This is a genomic window from Cupriavidus sp. 01L46, assembly GCF_056399905.1.
In genome coordinates this window covers 1-18,970 of record NZ_JBFTSF010000111.1, presented here as the reverse complement: position 1 = coordinate 18,970, position 18,970 = coordinate 1, and the positions used below count along the sequence as shown (strand labels likewise).

9 protein-coding genes are annotated in these 18,970 nt (G+C 66.7%); 1 reads left to right on the top strand and 8 read right to left on the bottom strand.

Annotation, left to right across the window (positions count from 1 at the left end; genetic code table 11):
* A partial coding sequence (locus tag AC1DS3_RS20200; protein WP_477127813.1) for a sensor histidine kinase occupies positions 1-698 on the top strand: 698 nt, incomplete at its 5' end.
* Between the two features lie 333 nt (positions 699-1,031).
* Here the strand turns inward: AC1DS3_RS20200 and AC1DS3_RS20195 are convergent.
* From AC1DS3_RS20195 to AC1DS3_RS20160, 8 genes are all read right to left on the bottom strand, one after another.
* The gene (locus AC1DS3_RS20195; protein ID WP_477127812.1) at positions 1,032-1,754 is read right to left on the bottom strand and encodes an RNA polymerase sigma factor; all 723 of its coding nucleotides are present in this window, start codon (positions 1,752-1,754) and stop codon (positions 1,032-1,034) included.
* 151 nt (positions 1,755-1,905) lie between these two features.
* Positions 1,906-14,115 carry a filamentous haemagglutinin family protein gene (locus AC1DS3_RS20190; protein WP_477127811.1) on the bottom strand — a complete coding sequence of 4,070 codons (12,210 nt, stop codon included), beginning with the start codon at positions 14,113-14,115 and terminating at the stop codon, positions 1,906-1,908.
* Positions 14,116-14,461: 346 nt separating this feature from the next.
* Entirely contained in the window at positions 14,462-15,454 is a 993-nt protein-coding gene (locus AC1DS3_RS20185; RefSeq protein WP_441631956.1) for a FecR family protein, read from the bottom strand.
* Between the two features lie 118 nt (positions 15,455-15,572).
* Positions 15,573-16,082: an RNA polymerase sigma factor gene (locus AC1DS3_RS20180; protein ID WP_441631954.1), complete on the bottom strand. Its 510-nt coding sequence runs from the start codon at positions 16,080-16,082 to the stop codon at positions 15,573-15,575.
* A gap of 2 nt (positions 16,083-16,084) precedes the next feature.
* Positions 16,085-16,645, bottom strand: a complete 561-nt coding sequence (locus tag AC1DS3_RS20175; RefSeq protein ID WP_477127810.1) for a secretin and TonB N-terminal domain-containing protein — start codon at positions 16,643-16,645, stop codon at positions 16,085-16,087.
* Between the two features lie 607 nt (positions 16,646-17,252).
* Positions 17,253-17,885, bottom strand: a complete 633-nt coding sequence (gene yfcF / locus AC1DS3_RS20170) for a glutathione transferase (protein WP_441631950.1) — start codon at positions 17,883-17,885, stop codon at positions 17,253-17,255.
* 317 nt (positions 17,886-18,202) lie between these two features.
* On the bottom strand, positions 18,203-18,523 hold the full coding sequence (locus AC1DS3_RS20165; protein WP_441631948.1) for a hypothetical protein: 321 nt from the start codon (positions 18,521-18,523) through the stop codon (positions 18,203-18,205).
* A gap of 255 nt (positions 18,524-18,778) precedes the next feature.
* The coding region (locus tag AC1DS3_RS20160) for a hypothetical protein (protein ID WP_477127809.1) at positions 18,779-18,970 on the bottom strand (192 nt) is incomplete at its 5' end.

Genomic DNA, 18,970 nt, shown 5'->3' with positions numbered 1-18,970 from the left:
GCTTCAACGAGGACCTGACGCAAAGCGTTGAAGCGGCCAGGTCTGAACTCACACGTACATTGCAGCGTCAGCACGAACTGGAGATCGCCAACGCACGCCTTGGCGAACGCCTTAACCTTGCGCATGACCTGCATGACGGCCTGGGAGGCACACTGGTAAGCAATATCGTGGCGCTCGAACGCGCACCCCAGGATGTCCCACCGCAACGCTTCCTGTCCATCCTGAAGGAATTGCGTGACGATCTGCGCCTTATCATCGACTCGACCGCAAGCCAGCATTATGGCGAGACAACGTTGGCCGACCAGCTTGCACCGCTGCGGCACCGCCTGACGCGGCTGCTTGAAACACAAGGCATCGAATGTCACTGGTACCCTTCCGGCATTGAGGCCTGCGTTCTGCCATCCGCTAAGAGCATGGAGATCATGCGAATCGTGCAAGAGGCATTGACGAACGTGTTCAAGCACAGCCGCGCAAGCCAAGTCGAAATCGGCATGCGCTATGACGAGCAGGGCTTACGAGTCACCGTCCAAGACAATGGCGTGGGCTTCATTCCCCACGGCGATGGAGAAGACCATGGAACGGGCATGCGCAGTATGCGCGCGCGCGTCGGCAAGCTTGGGGGAATCTTCGACATCCAGTCGTCGCCAGGTGCAACGCTCCTCATGGTGCAACTTCCCCCGTTTGCCGAGCAGACGTAATGGCGAGAGACCGAAACTGGCTGTGGATTCAGTCAGATGCCAGCCGGGTCACGGCGACCGACTAAGCGTCATTTCCACCTAGTGTTCCAAGGCTGCGAACAGGCTTCCCCGCGCCCAGGAAGACGCCTTAGACTGGACGGCGGCATGTGTCGACGCGTCAACGTCCTTCCCAGGACCATTGAAGCTTTGCTGCGGCGCGGTCGCACGAGCAGCAATGCTTCAATTCGGAGCAAAGGGCCGCGTTTTGATTTGCACCCCCCCGGCTCGCCAGCCTTCTTGAGATTCCCGGGAAGTCGACCTCGTACCGCGGCGCGGCGCGCGCCTCGTCGCCCTTTATTCGACCGTGCATAAGGAATGGGCGGTATCCACAAGCGCGGAGTACGCCCCGGTTGGCGCCTCCTTTTCCGATGCATAGGCACCGCAGTCCCTCTTTCTCTCGTGCGGTAACGCGCGCCGCGGCGTGTTGACACCCCCGACGGCGCGCCGCCCGGTCTGCGTCGCACAGTAGTCCAGGGTCTGACGCAGCACCGTATCCACGCTGCGCAGCGAAATGCCATGGCGTGCAGCCACTTCCTCGCGGGTCAGTTCCTCCAGGCGCAGGCCCACCAGCACGCGCCGGTGACGGCCCGGAACGTTCTCCAGCKCACGATCGAGCGCCGCCAGATCCGAGCGCGCTTCCACGACGGCTTCCGGCCCCGGTCCATGGTCGGCAAGATGCTCGAACACGGTGTCTGCATCGGCCAGCGATGGCCAGATACGACGGTCACGCAACTGATCCGTCGCGAGGTTGCAAGCGACGCGATACACGTAAGCCTCGGCGCTACGTACCGCGTCAGGGAGTGTCGCGCTCCCCAGGCGCAGCCACGCCTCCTGCAGGCTGTCGCACGCCATGTCCGGGCAACCAATATGGCGCGTCAGGCGTCGGCGGAGCTGGTCATAGTTCGATACCAGGAAGTCGCGCAGGACGACCCCGGACTCACCAGCATGGGAAGCCGCACCGGCCGCGCCGCCAGTTGTCCCGGGAGCCTTGATGCAATGCGGAATGCTCGTATCCATGAGACGTCCATCTCCGTGTTCCACTACGAAGTCCTTAACCGCACAGGTGATTCCAGCGCCAACACTCCCGCCTCGACGCCGTCATGCCGAACGCTGTGAGGCGTTAGAGAAGGCGATGCCACGATAGACGCGGATGCCGCTGGCTTGGCTGCTACCGGATCTGTTTCAGATTGCGGCGCTCGTCGTCAGTCAGTCGTTCCAGCTGGGCAGGATTGAATCGCCCGCCCAGGCCGACGAACTGCACGGGACTCGCCGGATCGTATGGCGCGCTGGATTGGAGGCCGCCAGCAGGCGCCTTCTTGCTCTCGCCATCAGCGGGCGACGACGACTCCGTGCCGGCGTCGAGCATGCGCACCGTGAAGATCGAAGGCAAGTTCTGCCGCTGCGCCGCGCGATCACGCGTCATCGCATCCTGCGCAGCGGCGGCAGCTTGCGACGCCGTCGAACTGGCATTGGTCATCGCCCCCACCTTCACGGTGGCGACCACCGGCAGCCCCGTCGATTTCCCCTGAACCTGCACGTTGGCCGCGTTTACCACCTGCAGCGCCGCGAAGTTGACATTGCCCGAGACCCGGATGCCCGCCTCGCCGGCATCGATGGTGCCCAGCGGCGCCACCAGGTCCACGTCCCCGGGCGGCACCTCCGGAATCGGGCTCAGCGTGGCGATGCCCGCGCCCGAGGACGGCACGTTCGGCGACACCGTGACATTGCCCAGCCCGTCGTAGACCCGCTTGGGCGGGGTGTACAGCACGGTCGTCTTGGCACCCCGGCCGGCGTTGATGTCGCCTTCCGACGACCAGCCCTGGATGCTGCCGCCGAAGGTGGTCATGATGCGCGACAGGCCCAGCAGGATCGAACCCTTCGAGTACAGAGCGATATCGCCCGCCCCTTGCGTGATCAGGCCGGCGCCAGTCCCCGCCGGCACGCCCTCCACGCCGATGAGGGTCCTGCCGCCCGGGTTGAGCATCTGGATGTCGCCGCCGAAGTTGGTGCGGATGCCGGCGTCCGTCGTCACGGGTACCGCCTGGCCGTTCACCGTCCTGGAGCCCGTGATGCTGCTGAACATCGTGATGTCGCCCTGGTAGCCGATCGCCCTGCCCTGCGCGTCAGCGCTCGGGAACAGCATCGCAATCGCCTCGCGCCCGCGCAGGTAGCTGCCGTAGCGCGAACTCGCCGGGTCGTTGTACTCGCGTCCACCGAGCAGCAACTCCTGGAAGTAGACCTGCCGCGCGAAGACGCCCTGCTGCTCGCCGGGCAGCGCCAGGAAATACGCCAGCGCATCGGCCGCCGCGCCCTTGTAGCCGAAGCGCTGCCGCAGCCAGGCCAGCAGTTCTCCGTCGTAGGCATGCGCCACCTTGCCGCTGCCCGCCAGCGGCGTGCCGGCGTTCAACTGGTTCGCCGCATCGAAGTACAGTCTGGCGAAGCCCGTGTAGTCGGGGCCGTTCGCGCCGACACCGGCCAGCACCGTGATGCCGGCCCCGCCCGACTTGTTCGACGGGTTGACGACATCGCCCGCGCTCGTCAGCGCGCCGTCATAGCCCTGGTACAGATTGCGCCCTGCCTGCAGCTGGAGCAGGCCCGGCCCGGCGATCGTCACCGACTGGCGGAAGATGTCGCGGCCGGCCTGTATCAGCGTGATGTCGCCCGCATCCAGGTTCAGGTAGGCACTCGGCGTCGTGCCCGTGCCGACGATATCGCGCCCGGCGATGACCTGGAACGGCTTGGCGGCGGCGTACCAGGTCGTCGGGAACGGCTGGAAGGAGCCCGGGCCGAACCCTGGCGACGGATTCTGTACCTGCCCGAGCGTCAGGTCGACAATATCCTTGCCGGCATAGACGAGGGCCGGCTGATCGTCGGCCGCATGGAGATTTCCCAGCGGCGTGTCCGGCCCGAACGCGATCGGACTGCTGCGCGTAAAGCCCAGATAGGCCGACGTCGGACTGGCATTGTTCGTGCCGCCGCCACCGACCGCCGTTTCGAAGACCGGGCGCAATGGCGTCGCCAGCGTGCTCATGTCGGCGCCGGACATCGCCACCACCTGGCTCGACCCATAGATGGAGCCCGCCGCCAGCAGTTCGAGCTGGCCGCGCGGCGACGGCACCAGCTCGAGCACCGGATAAGCGAGGCCCGGCAACGGCTCGGCGAAACGGATATCGCCGTTGGCAGCCGCGACGATCAGCGTGCCCGGATAGAAACCGTTGCTGTTCTGCACGCTGTTGCCGAAGGACCCGCCCGGCAACGGCGCCACATCGCCACCGGCGGAATACAGCTGGATCGCCGACGCCGGCGTCCAGAGGGTGAATGCGGAGGTACCGCCATTCGGGACGAATGTCGTGCTCCCGTCCGCGTTGCGCAGCAGATAGGGAATGCCGGCCTGATCGACCGGGGTGCCCATGCCGGCATCGGCGGCACCCGCGATCACCAGGTCGCCGCGCGTGGCGATGTTGACGACACCGTCGCCTGGCGTCACCGTGGGACCGGGCGTCTTCGCCGAGCGCTTGAAGACGTTGGCTTCGACCGCGCGCGGATCGAACGACGTGAACAGGGTGCCGCCTTGCGCGACCGCGAGCGCGCCGATGGAGCCGGCATTCACGTTGATGTCGCCGCGCAGGTTCGTGATCGCGCCATAGTAGTCAGGCGCCTGAATGGAGGCCGGAAACACCGCATTGAGCCCGCCGCCGATCTTCAGCGTGAGATCGCCGCCGCCGGTCGCGACCACCGTGCCATCGGCCAGTACGCGCCCGGTCGAAGCCACCGCGAGGTCGAGCCCGGTCGGGCCACTGCCGGTCACGCCGGCATTGCGGCCGGCAATCACGGTCAGGTTGCCGCCGCCCAGGGTGCCGATCCCCTGGAAGCCGGTCATGGAGCTATCCACCTTCCAGCCGGAGGTCCGGGTCAAGGCGCCGAAATTGATCCACCATGCCGTGGGATCGGCGGACACGCCGCCGCCCTGGCGCCAGAGCCAGTTGCCGGTCAGGTCCGAATCGACATAGCGGGAATTGTTGTTGGCGATCTGCACGCTGCCCGTCACGTCCTGCTGGGCCATGAGAAGCAGGTCGCCGCCATGCTCCGGGTACCAGGCATGCAGGCCGCCGCCCCGCGTGGCGATGATGTCGTAGGGATTGCTGCCGTCCGCTGCCAGGATCGGCGCCGATTGCGTGCCGGCGGTGTAGACGCCGTACGGGGTCGCCTCGCTGAAGCTGCCACCGGCCAGCAATTCGAGATTGCCGGTGCCGGTGCGCAGCACGCTGAAGAAGGTGCCGTTCAAGGAGGCGTTGTAGCTCGGATCGCTGAGGGTGAGATTGCCGCCTCCATTGAGCGCGCGCACGGTCTGCAAGGCGCGTTGGTCCGCGCCGGCCAGGTCGGCACCGGCAACCAGGCGCAGCGACGCGGATGGCGCACCGGCCGCCAGCATCGCCGCCGCAGCCGACGCGGCGGCCGCGCCAGGAGCCCCCTTGCTGACCAGCGTCGTCGCGACACCCGGCAGACGGATCCCGGCCTCGAACAGCAGGCCGTCCGAGGCGGACAGCTTCGTGCCCGCGGGGATCGTGTCGCCGACGTAGTAGATGGTTCCATCCGACCCGATGAGGCCGCCGAGGTAGTTGTAGAAATCGTCATTCGGCACCGTCCAGCTCGTCATCAGGTAGACATCCTTCGACGCGACATAGCTGGCACCCGGCGTGCCCCAGTAGCCATCCTGGAGCGAGAACTCGGGACTGTTGGTGATGTCCAGGATGCCGTCATAGACCGCCGGCTTGCCCGCGACCGCCCGGAAGCCGTCGGAGATGCTTCCCTTGACCGCGAGGTTGCCGCCGGCCCGGATCACCAGGGCCAGCGGCTCGCCCGCGCCGTAACTGGCGGATGTGGTATCGCGGTCGGCGCCGGGACCATAGCGGTACCCGGCCAGGTCGATATCGCCGGATACCGTCAGGTTGCCCTGCGGGGTGGCGCTCACCACCTCCACGCCGGGGCGCAGGTGCAGGGCGCTGCCATAGGCGGACAGCCCCGCCATGCGGCTCTGCAGGCCGGCATTGGCGAGCGCGCCGGCCATGAAGGCCTGGCTGTCCCGATCGACGAGATCGAGCCAGCCCTGCGTGATGACCTGGCCGACGGGATCGCCCGGATCGGCCGGCGCGTTCGCATAGGTGGCAAATCCGTTGAGCTGGATGCTGCGCGCTCCGCGGATGGTGAGCGGTCCGGCTGCCGAGATGGCGACATCGTTGCCGGTCGCATTGGCCGGAGCCCCCACGCCGGTCGCACTCGCCGCGGTCGCGCCGACGCGCTGCGCATTCAATACGACGTCGCCATAGGCCACACTGCCCGGCGTGGACAGGTCGATGGTGGCGCCCGGCTGCAGCGTCAGGGTACCGCCGGCGGCGGTGAGCTCGACATGCCCGCGGTTCCTGGCCTCGATCGGCAGCCCGTAGCTATCTGCCTGCAGCACGGTGCCGCGCGCATCGAGCACGGCACCCGATGCCAGCGTCAGCCCGTTGGCGGCCGACAGGCGGATCGTGCCGGGGGCCACGCCCGATGCATCGATGGTGCCGGTCACGGTCAGCTGCCCGCCGTCCGTTGCGATCGACACCTTGTGCGCCTTCACACCGTCGCCAACCACGAGGTCGCCCTGCCTGGCGGTGAAGCTGCGGGCGTCGAAGAAGCCGCCCCGGGTCAGCGCGGCGTTCAACCCCGCGAAGTCGGCGAAGGTAGCCGCCCTGGCACTGAAGCCGCCGCTGGCCTGGCCATCGGTCGCGCCGCCATTCAGCGTTCCGTTCAGCGCGACCCGCCCGTTGCCCGCATCGATCGTGATCTCGCCGGCATTCGCATGGATCGCCGAGACGTCGATCACCGCGCCGGCTGCCTGCGCCACGCCGCCCTGCGCGCTGTTGAAACTGGCCGTGCCGCCGAAGCCATAGACCGTGGCCCGCTGGATGGTCGACGGCTGGCCGCTCAGGTCGATGCGGCTGCCGGCGTCCAGCGCGATGTCGTGGGTGGCGTTCACCACCAGCTTGCCGCTCGGCAGCAGGATGGTGCTGCCGATGGCGACGCTGTCGCCGCCCAGGTCGATCTGCGCGCCTGCGATGGTCGAGTTCGCCTGGCTCGGCGCCTGGCCTTGCGGCGCCAGCACGTTCAGCGCCCCGCCCGCCGTATAGGCCATGATCGACTTCTGCATGCCGGTCAGCAGCGGCGTTGCCAGCATCAGGTTGCCGCCCGTGCCGCTCTGGCCGAACACCGCGCCAGGGTCCGCGCTGGCCGCCTGGTAGACGAAGAGCGAACCGTTGCCGGCCGACACGATCTTCTCGCTGGCCCTCAAGTTGACGTTGCCGAAGCCATAGACCGTGCGGCCGGCCTTGCTATTGTCCAGCGACACGAACTGGCCGAGGTCGATCTCCCTGGCCACCAGGTCCAGCGTGCCCAGGCCCGTTCCCGGGCCATTGCCGACGATCGCCGGCGGCGTGGCACCGGCGATGCCGTTCCAAGTGATCTTGCCCGCCGCGATGGTGGCATGATCGCCGGCCCCGCCCCAGCCATAGATCGCGGGCGTGTTCAGCACCAGGTTGATGCCGGCGCCGGCGGCGTCCAGGCCGGCGCTGCCGAACAGGTTGATCGCGCTGGACGCGCCCAGCGCGATCGTCTGCAGTGCCGGCACGCCCTGCGGCAGATCGCCGCTGACCAGCCGATTGAACAGCGCCTGGTCGAACAGCAGCCCAGCCGGGGCACCCGCCGCGGCAATGTCGCCGCTGCTGCCGACGTTGATGGTGTTCATGGCCAGTGCAATATTGCGCGAACCAAAGCGGGCGCCTGAGTCCATGTTGACCCCGCCGTTGGTGGCAAACGCCAGCGTGCCCTCGGAGTACAGCTGCGACCCCGCGCCGATGGTGATGGCGCCGGTGCCCTGCGAGCCGAGGAAGTCCAGCTTGCCGTTGGACAACGCCAGCACCGAGGTACCGTAGCCGGTGGTGTAGCCCATGCCGGTGGAGGCCGAGTCGAACGGCGTCCCGCCCTGGCCGATGGTGCTCAAGGTCACGTTGTTRCCGACGCCGATGTTCCCGCCGACCAGCACCAGTTCGCCGGCCCGGAGCGTGACGCCGTCGCGGATGGCGAGGTCCTGCCCGCCCTGGAACATCAGCGTGCCGTTGATCACACCCACCGTGCCGTTGATCAGCAGTCGCGGGGACGCGATGGCATTCAGGTCCGCGGCGCGGACCGAGGTGCCGCCGAACCCCGGCGTGGCGGCGTCCGCGACGATCTCGCCCACGTTCGACAGGGCCACGGAGCCGTCGATCCCGCCCGCGTCGCCCCGCAGTCGCGCGGTCCCAGCGAAACTCAGCGCCGAGGTGCCCGGCGGCGTGCCGGGCTGCTCGAACTTGATCTGCAGGATCTTGCCGTCGCCCGGCAGCAGCGGGCGCAGGCCGCCGAACTGCGCCGCCCCCGCGGTGAAGAAGTCGGCGTAGCCTTGCTCGTTGTACTGCGCATAGCGGCGCACGGCCGTCCCCGGCGTGATCAGCGCCGTCAGCGGCAAGGCGCCGCGGAAACCGGTGTTGGCGGTGCCGGTCTGGACCGCGGTGGCATAGGTGCCGGTGCCGACCGCGGCAACGCCGCCGAGCGGCTTGCCGCCGCCCGCGCCGAGTTCCACCCGGTAGGCGCCGGGCAGCAGCGCGTAGTTGGAGGGCAGCAGCGTGTAGGTGCCCGCCGGCAGGCCGGGCACGCCCCCGCCCACGGTGATCTGCTGGCCGATGGCCGGGTCGCCGGCGCCGTTCTCCGGCGCCACCGGCGCGTAGCCGGAGGCATAGCCCGGCAGGATGGCGTAGACCTTGTCGCTCGCCTTGCTCAGCGGCGTGGCCGGGTTGGCGTTGACCAGCGGCGTGGTGAGGATGTTGACCGAGCCGCCGCGGCCCGAAACGAAGCCCGCGCCGGTCAGCGTGCCGCCGCCGGAGAGGTCCAGCGTCGCCCCGCCCTGTACGTTGACCGCCTGCGCGTCCAGCGTGATCCCGGCCCCGGACCGCAAGATGCTGTTGCCGGTGAAGCCGGTGAGGTCCAGGGGCCGCACGCTGGCGCCGCCGTAGGTGTAGGTCACGCCGTCGACGGTGCCGCCATAGGGAATGGTCAGGCCGGCCATCGAGACGGAGGTCAAGCTGCCGGGCAACAGGTCGACCCGCTGCGTCGCCGGGTAGTTGGTGCCCAGCGTGATGGCGCCGAAGGGGGCGCGCACGATGYCGCCCTGCTCGATGATGGGCGCCTGGAAGCTCAGGCTGCCGAACACGGACAGGGGAGCGTCCGGCACGTCTGGCGTGGTGCGCCCGATCGTCAGCTTCGCCACGTAGCCTGGATTGTTCTGCCCCGCGATGACGGTGGCCCTCGCATTGGTGGCTGGGTACACCTGGGCGGCCAGCAGGTCGACGTCCCAGGCGCTGGCAAGCGTCGTCCCCTGGTCGACGGTGGTGGGCAGGAAGCGGATGTCGCCCTGGCTGACCAGCCGGGTCGTGCGGAAACCCGGAGCCGGTGTATAGACCCAGTCGTAGATGGACGAATCGTAGCGCCGGGTCTCCGCCGAGAAAGCGAGCAGCCCTTGGATATCGATCTGCTTCGCATCGACCTCGAAGGTCGCGACGGTCGGTGCCCCCGTGCTGCGCGGGTTGTAGATCGTGCCAGTGCTGTTGCCGTCCGGCACGATGACCGGTACCCCGCTGAGCAGGACGTACGGCGCGGCAATACGCACGCTGCCCCTTGCCGGCGGCGTGGAGGCATCGGGAGACCCCGCCAGCACGGGCCCCGAGGTGAATGCCCCCGCCGTCAGCGACAAGCTCTTGCCGAGCGCCAGCGCGACGTCACCCGAGAACTGCATGTAGTCGCCGGACCGCAGCGCGAGCGCGTCGAAGCCGCCGGCCTTGACCGCGTCCGCGCTGACGGCGGCCCGGCCGAAGGCCAGCGCGGCGGCGTTCGTGCCCGCGGCGAGATCCGCGGGCAGCGACGGCGACGGCTGCGCCTGCACCACGGTCATGATGCTCGGCACCAGGACGTTGGCCGGCAGCGCTCCGCCCAGGTTGGAGAAATAGGGCGTGAGCAGCGCAATCGACAGGCTGCCGCCGCTGGCCCCGGCACCGCCGCTGGCGGCGTGCAGAGTGCCGTCCAGGTAGAGCCCGCTCAGCGAATCGAGCGAGATGGCACCACCATTGCTCGCCAGCGTGAGGGCGCCGCCCGCCGCGGCCCGCGCGTCCACCGTGCCCGCATCGACCACGACGCGGGCGCCGTTGGCGTCCAGCTCGGCGCCCGGGCGCACCACCACGAACGCGGTGCCGCCGCTGAGCTTGATGGTGCCGCCATCCATGACCGTGCCATAGCTGCGCCCCTGGGCGTCCACCGCCGCGTAGCCCTGGCCCGAGACATCGAGCTTGGCGCTCGGGCCGACCCACACCGACACGCCGCGGCCGACGCCGGCCACATCGAAATTGCGCAGGGTGTCGACGGAGCCGTCCGCTTCGTTGACCAGGCTGATGCTGCCGCCGTGCGCCGTCAGCGTACCCTCGATATCGATCTGCCCGGTGGCGTCGATCTTGATGCTCTGCCCAGGATCGACGGTGATGGAGGCGTCCTTCTGCATGATGATCGACCCGCCGCCCATCAGGAGGCCGTTCTGGCTGCGGGTCTGCGAGCGCAGCGTCAGGCTGGCGCCGCCGCGCTGCGTGAGCGTCGCGCTCTGCGGGTGCTCGGCATACAGCGGCGGCAGCCACAAGGACATCGCCGCGGAGGGATCGCTGCCCGAGGGCGCCACGAGACTGCCGGCGGTGATCCGGTACATGGGCATGGCCGGCGCGATGGCGGAACCCGCCACCAGCATGCCCAGCCCGGCATTGATGTCGTAGTTGGAGAAGCCCGCGCGGAAGAACGCGGGGCTGAGCGCCGGGGCCGGCGCCACCGACACCGTCTGCGGCAGGGCCGTGCCCGGTGGAATCACCGTGCCGGCCTGGTAGGTCATATCCTGCGCCTGCACCGAGCCGGCGGCATAGACGAGACGGTAAGGGTCGATCTGCAGGCCCTGCGGGAAAACGCTCGAGGGGATGACGGTCCCGGCCGGGATCGTGCCGGACCCGGACGCGCCGATGATCAATGTCCCGGCCGGCACCACCTGACCGGGGCCATAGTAGACGAGGTTGCCATCGGCGCCTCTGGCATACAAAGCGCTCATCCCGTTCGCGACGACCCAGTCCGCCGCGGTCGGTATGCCCGACCCGCCCGAGAGCGAGATGTCGATGGGAACGGGAACATCGAGCGGCAGCGTGTTGTGCGCCTCCGTCAGCGTGAAGGGCAAGGGCTGCCCGGCGGCAATGGTCAGCGGCCGCGTGAGCTGCATCCGCAACGGCGCCGCCGTGCCGGCGGCCAGCACGCCGCCGGCCAGCGAGGCGTTCTCGCCGACCAGCACATTGTTCGGCGAGGACAAGGTCAGCGTGCCGCCGCCGTTGACGCCGGCTGCGCGGATCACACCGTCCAGCACCATATTGCCGGTGACAGCGCTGACGCCGCCGGACACGTCGCCGGCAATCAGCGTGACGTTGCCGCCCTTGCCGCCCATGGTCTTGCCGCTGGCCAGGATGGCCGCGCCGGACGAGACGTCGATCACGCTGCCGCCGGCGATCGTCACGTCTTGCGAGCCGTCGATCGTGACGTTGCCGCCATTGACATAGGCTAGCCCGGCAAGCCTGGCCGGATCGATGCGCGCATTGGTCCACACGCCGCGCACGTCGATCGTCCTGCCGGCCTCGAGCGTCAGTTGCGATGCGCCATCGGCCGCCATCAGCGCGCCGGGATAGCGGTCACCTGCGCGCGTGAACAGGTTCGACACGTTCACCGTGCCGCCGCGCGCCGTGATGTTGGCATTGACGTCGACGTTGGGCGCCACCAGGCTCAGCCAGCCGCCGTCGGCCAGCACCAGCGGCTGGCTCACCACGATGCGGCCTCCGCTGGCCAGATCCAGCGCGCCGAGCTGGAAGCCGTTCAACATGCCCGCGTCCAGCCACACCGTGTTCTGCCGCTGTGGGTCCAGCGCGTCCGCCGCCCCCATGCCCGGCGTCACGCCCGCCTCCGTGCCGATCTTCACCTCGCTGGTGAACACCCCCGTGCGCCCCGGCCCCGTGTACTGCCCCAGCGCCAGCCCGCCCGCCTGCGCCACCGCGTACTGCCCCTGCTTGTAGCCGTCGGCGAGACCGGCCGCGCGCGCCTGCGTCTGCTGCGCGCCGTTGAACACCTTGGCCACCACCTCGCCTTCGAGCACCGCCGTCGGTGCGCTCACCTGCAGGCGRCCCGCGTCGCGGCCCACCGTGTAGCCGTTCTGCAGCACCTGCTGCGGCGCGATCAGCGGGCTCGCAAACAACTGCGTCGCCGTCTTGCCCCAGCGCGGGTGCTCGTCGTTGAAGCCCGTGTAGAGCCCCGTGTACAACACCCCCGCCTGCGCGTTATCGGCGTTGTGGAGCGTCCCGTCCGCCCCCTTGAACCACGTCTGCCTCAGGTACCCCGTCTGCACGTCCAGGCTGCCGCCCGACAGGTTGATCGACGAGCCCGCCTGCGTCACCACCTCCTTGCCGCCCAGCGTCACCGTGCCGCCCTGCGCCGCCCACTCGCCGATCCGGTGTCCCTGGTTGCCCAGGTAGCCGCCCACCTCCAGCAGCCCGCCCCCCGTGTACCAGCGCTCGGTCGCGTAGCCGCCCACGCCCGCCGGCACGTACACCAGCCGGCGCCGGTCGATCCACACATTCGCATTGAGCAGGTTCCCGCTGTCGCGGTTGCCCGGCGCGTCGCGCTGCTCGTTGCCCTGCACATTGATCTTGACGTTGTTCGTGTCCATCGCCAGCGCCACGCCCACCGCCCCCGACACATCCAACTGCGCCCGGTTGGCCACGAAGCTGCGCCCCATCGCGCTCACTGCGATCTGCCCGCCCGTGGCCAGCGTCAGCGAGTCGCCCTGGAACAGCACGTCGCCCCCGCTGACGATCTCCACCCGCGACTGGTCGCGCCGGTCTGACAGCCTCKACAGGTTGTCGAACAGCCCCAACGCCGCTCCCCCGCGCAGCAGGTCCTGCGCCGCCGAGTCCTGGATCAGCGCGTCACGCTGGCTGTCCAGCGCCGTGGTCTTGCCGTCGTCGTTGATCAGCACTGCAGTCACCGCGCCCGGTCCCAGCGTCACCCGCCCTCGCGTGTCCGCCGCCGAGTTCAGCAGGTGCACCGTGCCGCGCGTGTTGACTGTGGTCGTCGCCACCGCCACCCCGAGCTGCTGCACGTCGCGCCCGGCCATCGTCACGTCGCCCTCCGTGGCCAGGATCAGCCCGCTGTTGGCCACCTTGCCCGCGCTGCCCGCACTACTACCGCTCGCCACGAACTGCGGCGAGATCTCGTTGCCGCGCGTGGTCGACGTGGTGTTGCCGTCGGTACCCACCCCGCGCCGGATCACGAAGCTGTCGCCCGCGGCCAGCGCCGCCTGCCCGCGCGGCGTGGCGATCGTGCCCGCGTTGCTAACCTCTCCGCCCAGCAGCAGCACATAGCCCCCGCCCTGCGTCACCGTGGCCGGCGTGCGCGTGGCGATCCGCGCGCCGGCCTGCACCTCCACCTTGCCCAGCGCATCGGTGAAGCTCGGCGCCGTGCCGTTGAACCCGTAGATGCCGTTGCTGCTGAACTGGCCGTCGCYGATCCTGGCTGCCGCCGCCACCAGGTTGCGCGTATCCACCTGGCTGGTGCCGCTGAAGATCACCCCGTTGCGGTTGACGATCATCACCGTGCCGTCGCCCCGGATCCGCCCCTGGATCTGGCTCGGCCGCGCCTGCGGGTCGTTGACGCGGTTCAACACCGCCCAGTCCGCCTGCTGCTTGAAATCCACCGTGGTGTTGCGCCCGACGTTGAAGGTCTCCCAGTTCAGCACCGCGCGGTCCGCGGTCTGCTGGATGGCCACCGTCGTCTTGCCGTCGGCCACCGTCTGCGCCGGCGCGTTGGCGCTGACCCAGCCCTGCGTGAGGCTGTTGGTGTCGATCTTCAGGCCGCCCTCGGCCAGCCCGTCCGGCACCGTGGCGTTCGCCGCCGCGGCGGCCGCACGCGCGCTGGCCTGCGCCGCCTGCATCGCCGCGATGCCCTGTGCGGCCGTGCCCAGGTTGGCCAGCGAGCGCTGTAGCTCGGTGTTGGCCTGTTGCTGCTGCGCCGAGGGGTTGGTCAGCGCCGACACCGGCATGCCGTTGGGCAGGCGCCCGGTCTGCTGCGCCGCGCTCTGCGCCGCGCCCTTGGCCGCAAACCATGCATTGCTGAACGCCTGCTGCGCCTGCGCCGTACCCCAGACCCCGCCAGTGGCAAGCAGCATGGCAACGGCCCGGGTCAGCGGCGCCATGCGCAATGGCCGTGCCGCCGGTGCCAGGTGTCGTGATTTCGCTATTGCGCACTTGCGCCCGCGTGTGCTCATCTGAAGTCCTGCCCAATAGTTGAGTCGATTCCGCTACGGCAGCCCGCCCGGTGCCGGGCTGCCACGTCCTTCGCGTTTTGTCTGGTTCCGCTTCGCAGTAAGCGGCAACAGCAACTCGCTGAGACAAGACGAATGGCTACCGCCAGATCCCTCAACTATTTTTTTGACTTTGCACTTTCTCGCCGGGCTACAGCGGCGAACCTCGTGAGGCGGTGGGCATTCCACACCCGATGCATTTTGCGCGGTGGAAAGGCCAGCCCTCGTGCCGGACGGCTCAACTCAGGACCAGCAGTCCCCCTGGCAAGGACGTGGCTTCAAGCTTGTAGGTACGCTCGATTTGCCATAGCACCGCATCGAGAGACGTAATCAGGAATCGACCGCTCACCAGGTGGGCGCGAACGGCGTTGTTCACCAGCACGACACGGCCGGGTCGATAACGATTGATTTCTTCGACCACCTCGGCAAGCGGCGTATTGCGGAACACCATTTCTCCGGTGCGCCAAGCCGACACCTCCTGCGGTTCAGCGCCGACGACGGAGCTGACGACACGATCGTCGTAGATGGCTTGCTGCCGAGCCAGGAGTGCGCGAATCCCCGAGGGATGCTCCACGCGCGCGGCACCTTCAAGACAGGTGACACAGACCTTGCCGTTGAGAGACTTCACGTCGAGGCGTCCCGATTCGGCTACGCTTCGGCCGACTCCCGCCGTCACGACGAAGCGCCGGCCGCCCCGGAACAGGTCGACGGCGGCCTGCCCATTGATGAGTTCCAGGCCGACCATTTCGCCATCGTCCATCTGTCGTCGAACGCTGGTCCGCGTGTTGAGCGTAACAAGAACACTGCCGGCTCGCCCGATTTCCTGCCGCTCGCCGGCGGCGGTACGGTAGTCCGCCCCCCACTCCGTGATCGCTGGCCAAACCCCAAGGGGTGGGTACACCACGGCTACGGCCGCTACGGCCGCAGCGCTCACCGCTGCGCCCATGAATGCACGGCGCCCCAACTGCACGGGGCGTGATGCATGGCTGTGTGCGGCGGCGATCCCCGGATTGGCACGCAGCAATTCCCCTGCCGCCGGCTTCATCGCAGTCCAGAGCCGCTTGGCTTCGTTGAACGCTTCCTTGTTGGCCGGGCTGCTCTGCAGCCAGCGTTGAAATCCTTGCGCATCCCATGCATTGACTTCGCGCGAGGTGAGCAAGCGCACCCAAGCCCGCGCTTCCTCCTGGAGCGCGTCGTTGGAGACGGCATGTTGGTCGATGGGTTTCTTCACGATATCGAATCAAGCCACCATGAAGACACGCTCTGGATGGCGTCGTCGAGCCGCGCGCAACTTCGGCGCGGATTGCGTTTCACGAGTAAAGACGAATGACAATGCTCAAATCCCTCAACTATTTTTGTCTGCTCGACATTTGGGCACAGAAATCGTGCGCGCGCTTCAATTCGTTCTCGACCGTGCGTATCGAAACCCCCAGTCGCTCGGCCACTTCCTTCTGCGACAATCCTTCCCAGCGGACCAGCAGCAAGACTTGCCGCCGGCGTGCCGGCAGGCGCGCCATGATTCTGCTCAAGGCCTCGAGCTCGGCACGGTCTTCGACCACCTGCGCCGGACCGGGTGCGGGATCGGACAGATCCATGAGCGCCTCAACGTCGTCGGTCGACAAATTGCGGCTCTGCCTGCGCTGAATATCGACGGCGATATTGACCGCCATGCGCAGCAGATAGGCACTCGGGCTCAGGATCGGCCCGCGGTTCTCCTGGCGCTGCAACCTCAGATAGGTATCGTGCAAAGCATCGCCAGCCAGGTCATCGCTGCCCAGCACCCGCACGAGACTTCGCTTGAGGTTGGCGTAGCGATTGGCCAAATGTTCCAGCAAGGCCGGCTGCGCGTCGTCGGACATAGCTAGAACGCCTCCCTGTCGCAGCGAAGCCTGCCATTGTGATCCCCGGGGACAATCAACATGGTTAGCGGTTGTTGCACCATATCCAGCGGTGGCGGAGGAACCCGGATCGTTCTCAAGGTATCCATCAGCGCCACGTCACGTTGGGGCTCCCCCGTCGAACCAAGCAAGCGCACCCCTTGGATGCGGCCATCGGCGCTCAATTGAAAGCGCATGAGCGCGCGGTAATTCCCGGGGGCGGTCCGTGGGGCGCTACAGAGTGCCTGCCAGATGCGGGATTGAACCTGGCCAGGATACCGTCGATCACTGACCAGATTGTCGATCCCGGCATAGGGTGCCGGTGCGGCGTGCTCATCGGCTTCCATCAAGACAAAGGCACTGCCGCCTCCCCCTGCATTGTCTCGTTCTGCGACGAGGCCCGTCCCCTTGAGCAGCTGGTTCAGCGCGGCTTCGGGCAAGAAACGCCCCTGCACAGCTGACGACATGCGCCCGGTCACGAGTTCGCTTCGAAAAAGCACCGGCCGTCTGGACTGCGCCGCATAGCGGTCAAGTGCGGAATCCAAGGGTAGCGCGGGTATGTCGAAGTCGAAAAACCCTTCATTTCTCCCGGCCGTGAGGCTGATGGCCGGCACACCCGTCAACGGCAATGTGGCAGCAGTGGCCGGTCCATGGAGAGGCATGTCCGACCGTGATGGCCCCCCCGACGTACCCGTCGACTGCGCACGCACCAYCCCAGTCGCAATCAGGAGCCCCAAGCCACTCAAGAATCCTGTCAGCGCAAGCACGCTGACCGATGCCGAGTTGCCTGTCATTTCAAACGCATGAGTCGCCGGAGTTTTTGGAAAAAGCGGGGTGGATGCTTCGCCAGCAATGTCGTCGAATTTTATGAATACTTCATGACAAACGCCTCTTTTCCCGTGTGACTTTCATCTGTCCGGCTATGGCCGATCGTCCTGGCGATCGATGTGAGGAGTCAGGATCRGATTGGCGTGCACGTGGCGATGTTGTCGGCGACCGCTTCGCCAGGCTGTCCACCACCACCATATCGCGCGCGAAACTCCCGGTACGAAACTGCTGGCGGCACCTCAGGAAGTCATTTTGTTAGACGTTCTAAGTCAAAACGCCAGCATGAACAGAAACAAGGAAGAACCTGCAGCAAGTTCGAGGGTTTCACAGCGGGGCGCGATTCAGGGCGACCCAACGCTGAACAGACGGCCTTTGCCACTGATGCGCAGCGTAGTCAGCCAACCTTCCCGGCACCGTATCACCATTGAGGACGAGCCGGTTCAGCATTAGAGCAAGGTCGACGTCTGCGATGCACCACTCGCCAAAGAGGTTCGGTGAGTGGTCGGTAAGCAACACCTCGCAAGCAGAAAACAGTTTTGCTGCAGCTGTACGTGCTGCAGCAGATAGGGGCGCCGCGGGAGCGCCGTAAAACACCACCTCAGTGGACCGCTCCTGCCGGATGGGCATGAGATCGCTTCGCAGCCACGCTTGGACCTGGCGTGCCCGAGCGCGACTGATCGCATCTTTTGGGTATAACGAGATGCCCGGAAAAACCTCGTCGAGATATTCAGTTATTGCTGATGACTCGGACAAAGCGAAACTGCCGTGAATCAGCGCAGGTACACGCTGCGTGAGTGAGCGCTCTGCATACCCAGGTTCGAGGTTCACATTGTTGGCCAGGTCGATGGTTACCAGCTCAAACGACAATCCCTTTTCATGAAGGGCCACGAAGGCCGACATCGCATATGGACTTGCGAATTGAGCGTCGACGTAGAGACGCAGATTCGTTGAAGGCAAAGCGGGCTCCTGTTTGCTTACGCGCGGGAAACGATTGTCAACGATCCAGGCATCGATGTCGACGGGCTGTACTTGGCCGAACCCGGAAGCTCGTCGCCGGCCAACGCTCGATCGCCCCGACTCGGCCCCGAACTTCCGTAGTCGACCCGTCTCGGCCACGCGTACTCTACGCTGCAGACGACTGAAGGTCATTGCGAATCGGTCATTCCCGCGCTGACATGATCGAGCCTGTATGAGCGCGGGTTCTCGCCTTCCAGCATCAGGCGCAGCTAATTTTCCGTATGACCGTCCACTTTGAGTCTCCTCGCAGAACGCATTCAAGAGTTGGACCAACCAGTTGCGACACCATTGTGACCAATGACAACGAAGCCACGAAAATCCCGATCGGCTAAATGAATCTCGCCATCTCCCCAGTGCGCGGCAGAAAATACTGCGGCTTCGTTCTTGCTAAGGTAGTCGCCGAGCTTTCGATGTACTTCAACGAGAACGCGCTCTGCTGGAAGATACTTGTCCAGTAAGTACAGTAGTTCCCGTTTCCGAAGGCCTTCCGGCCCAACGATGTGTATCCATTCTCGTGACGCCGCATCAACCGGCGGGAAATGCTGACGCATAAGTTCATGAACGCGCCGCGGATTCATGGCACCTCCCAGGGAAATCCCGACTTATCGGCGGGCAGACTTGAGATATTAACTCGCTTTCCGTGTCGAGCAACCCGCGAGGGCGATGTGAGTTATCCGCATAGCGCCGTTGATGGCTACGCCAATGCTTCGCCTGGTGTTAACGACGGGAACGCACTCAAAACGCCGCAAGTATGTGTCCTGGCTAGAGCGGCGACCAAGGCCAAAATCGAGCAGCGGATCTCAACGCTTGAGGTCTMAGGAGCCTGACCAATCCTATAGTTGATTTTCTCTATAGTACGTATCAACAAAGATAAGTGCTTTCTTCTCCACGTCATTCAGTTTGAATCTTTCTTCGTCTCGCTCCAGCCTATACTTACGATCAATTCCCAACATGACGTTATGTATCTCCAGCGGAAGCGGCGCCACGGAATCTATGAAGCATACCGAGCCATCACCGCACACAGC

Excerpts from the sequence above, each read along its gene's own strand:
- AC1DS3_RS20165 (WP_441631948.1), bottom strand. The coding sequence starts at position 18,523 with ATGAATCCGCGGCGCGTTCATGAACTTATGCGTCAGCATTTCCCGCCG.
- AC1DS3_RS20180 (WP_441631954.1), bottom strand. The coding sequence starts at position 16,082 with ATGTCCGACGACGCGCAGCCGGCCTTGCTGGAACATTTGGCCAATCGC.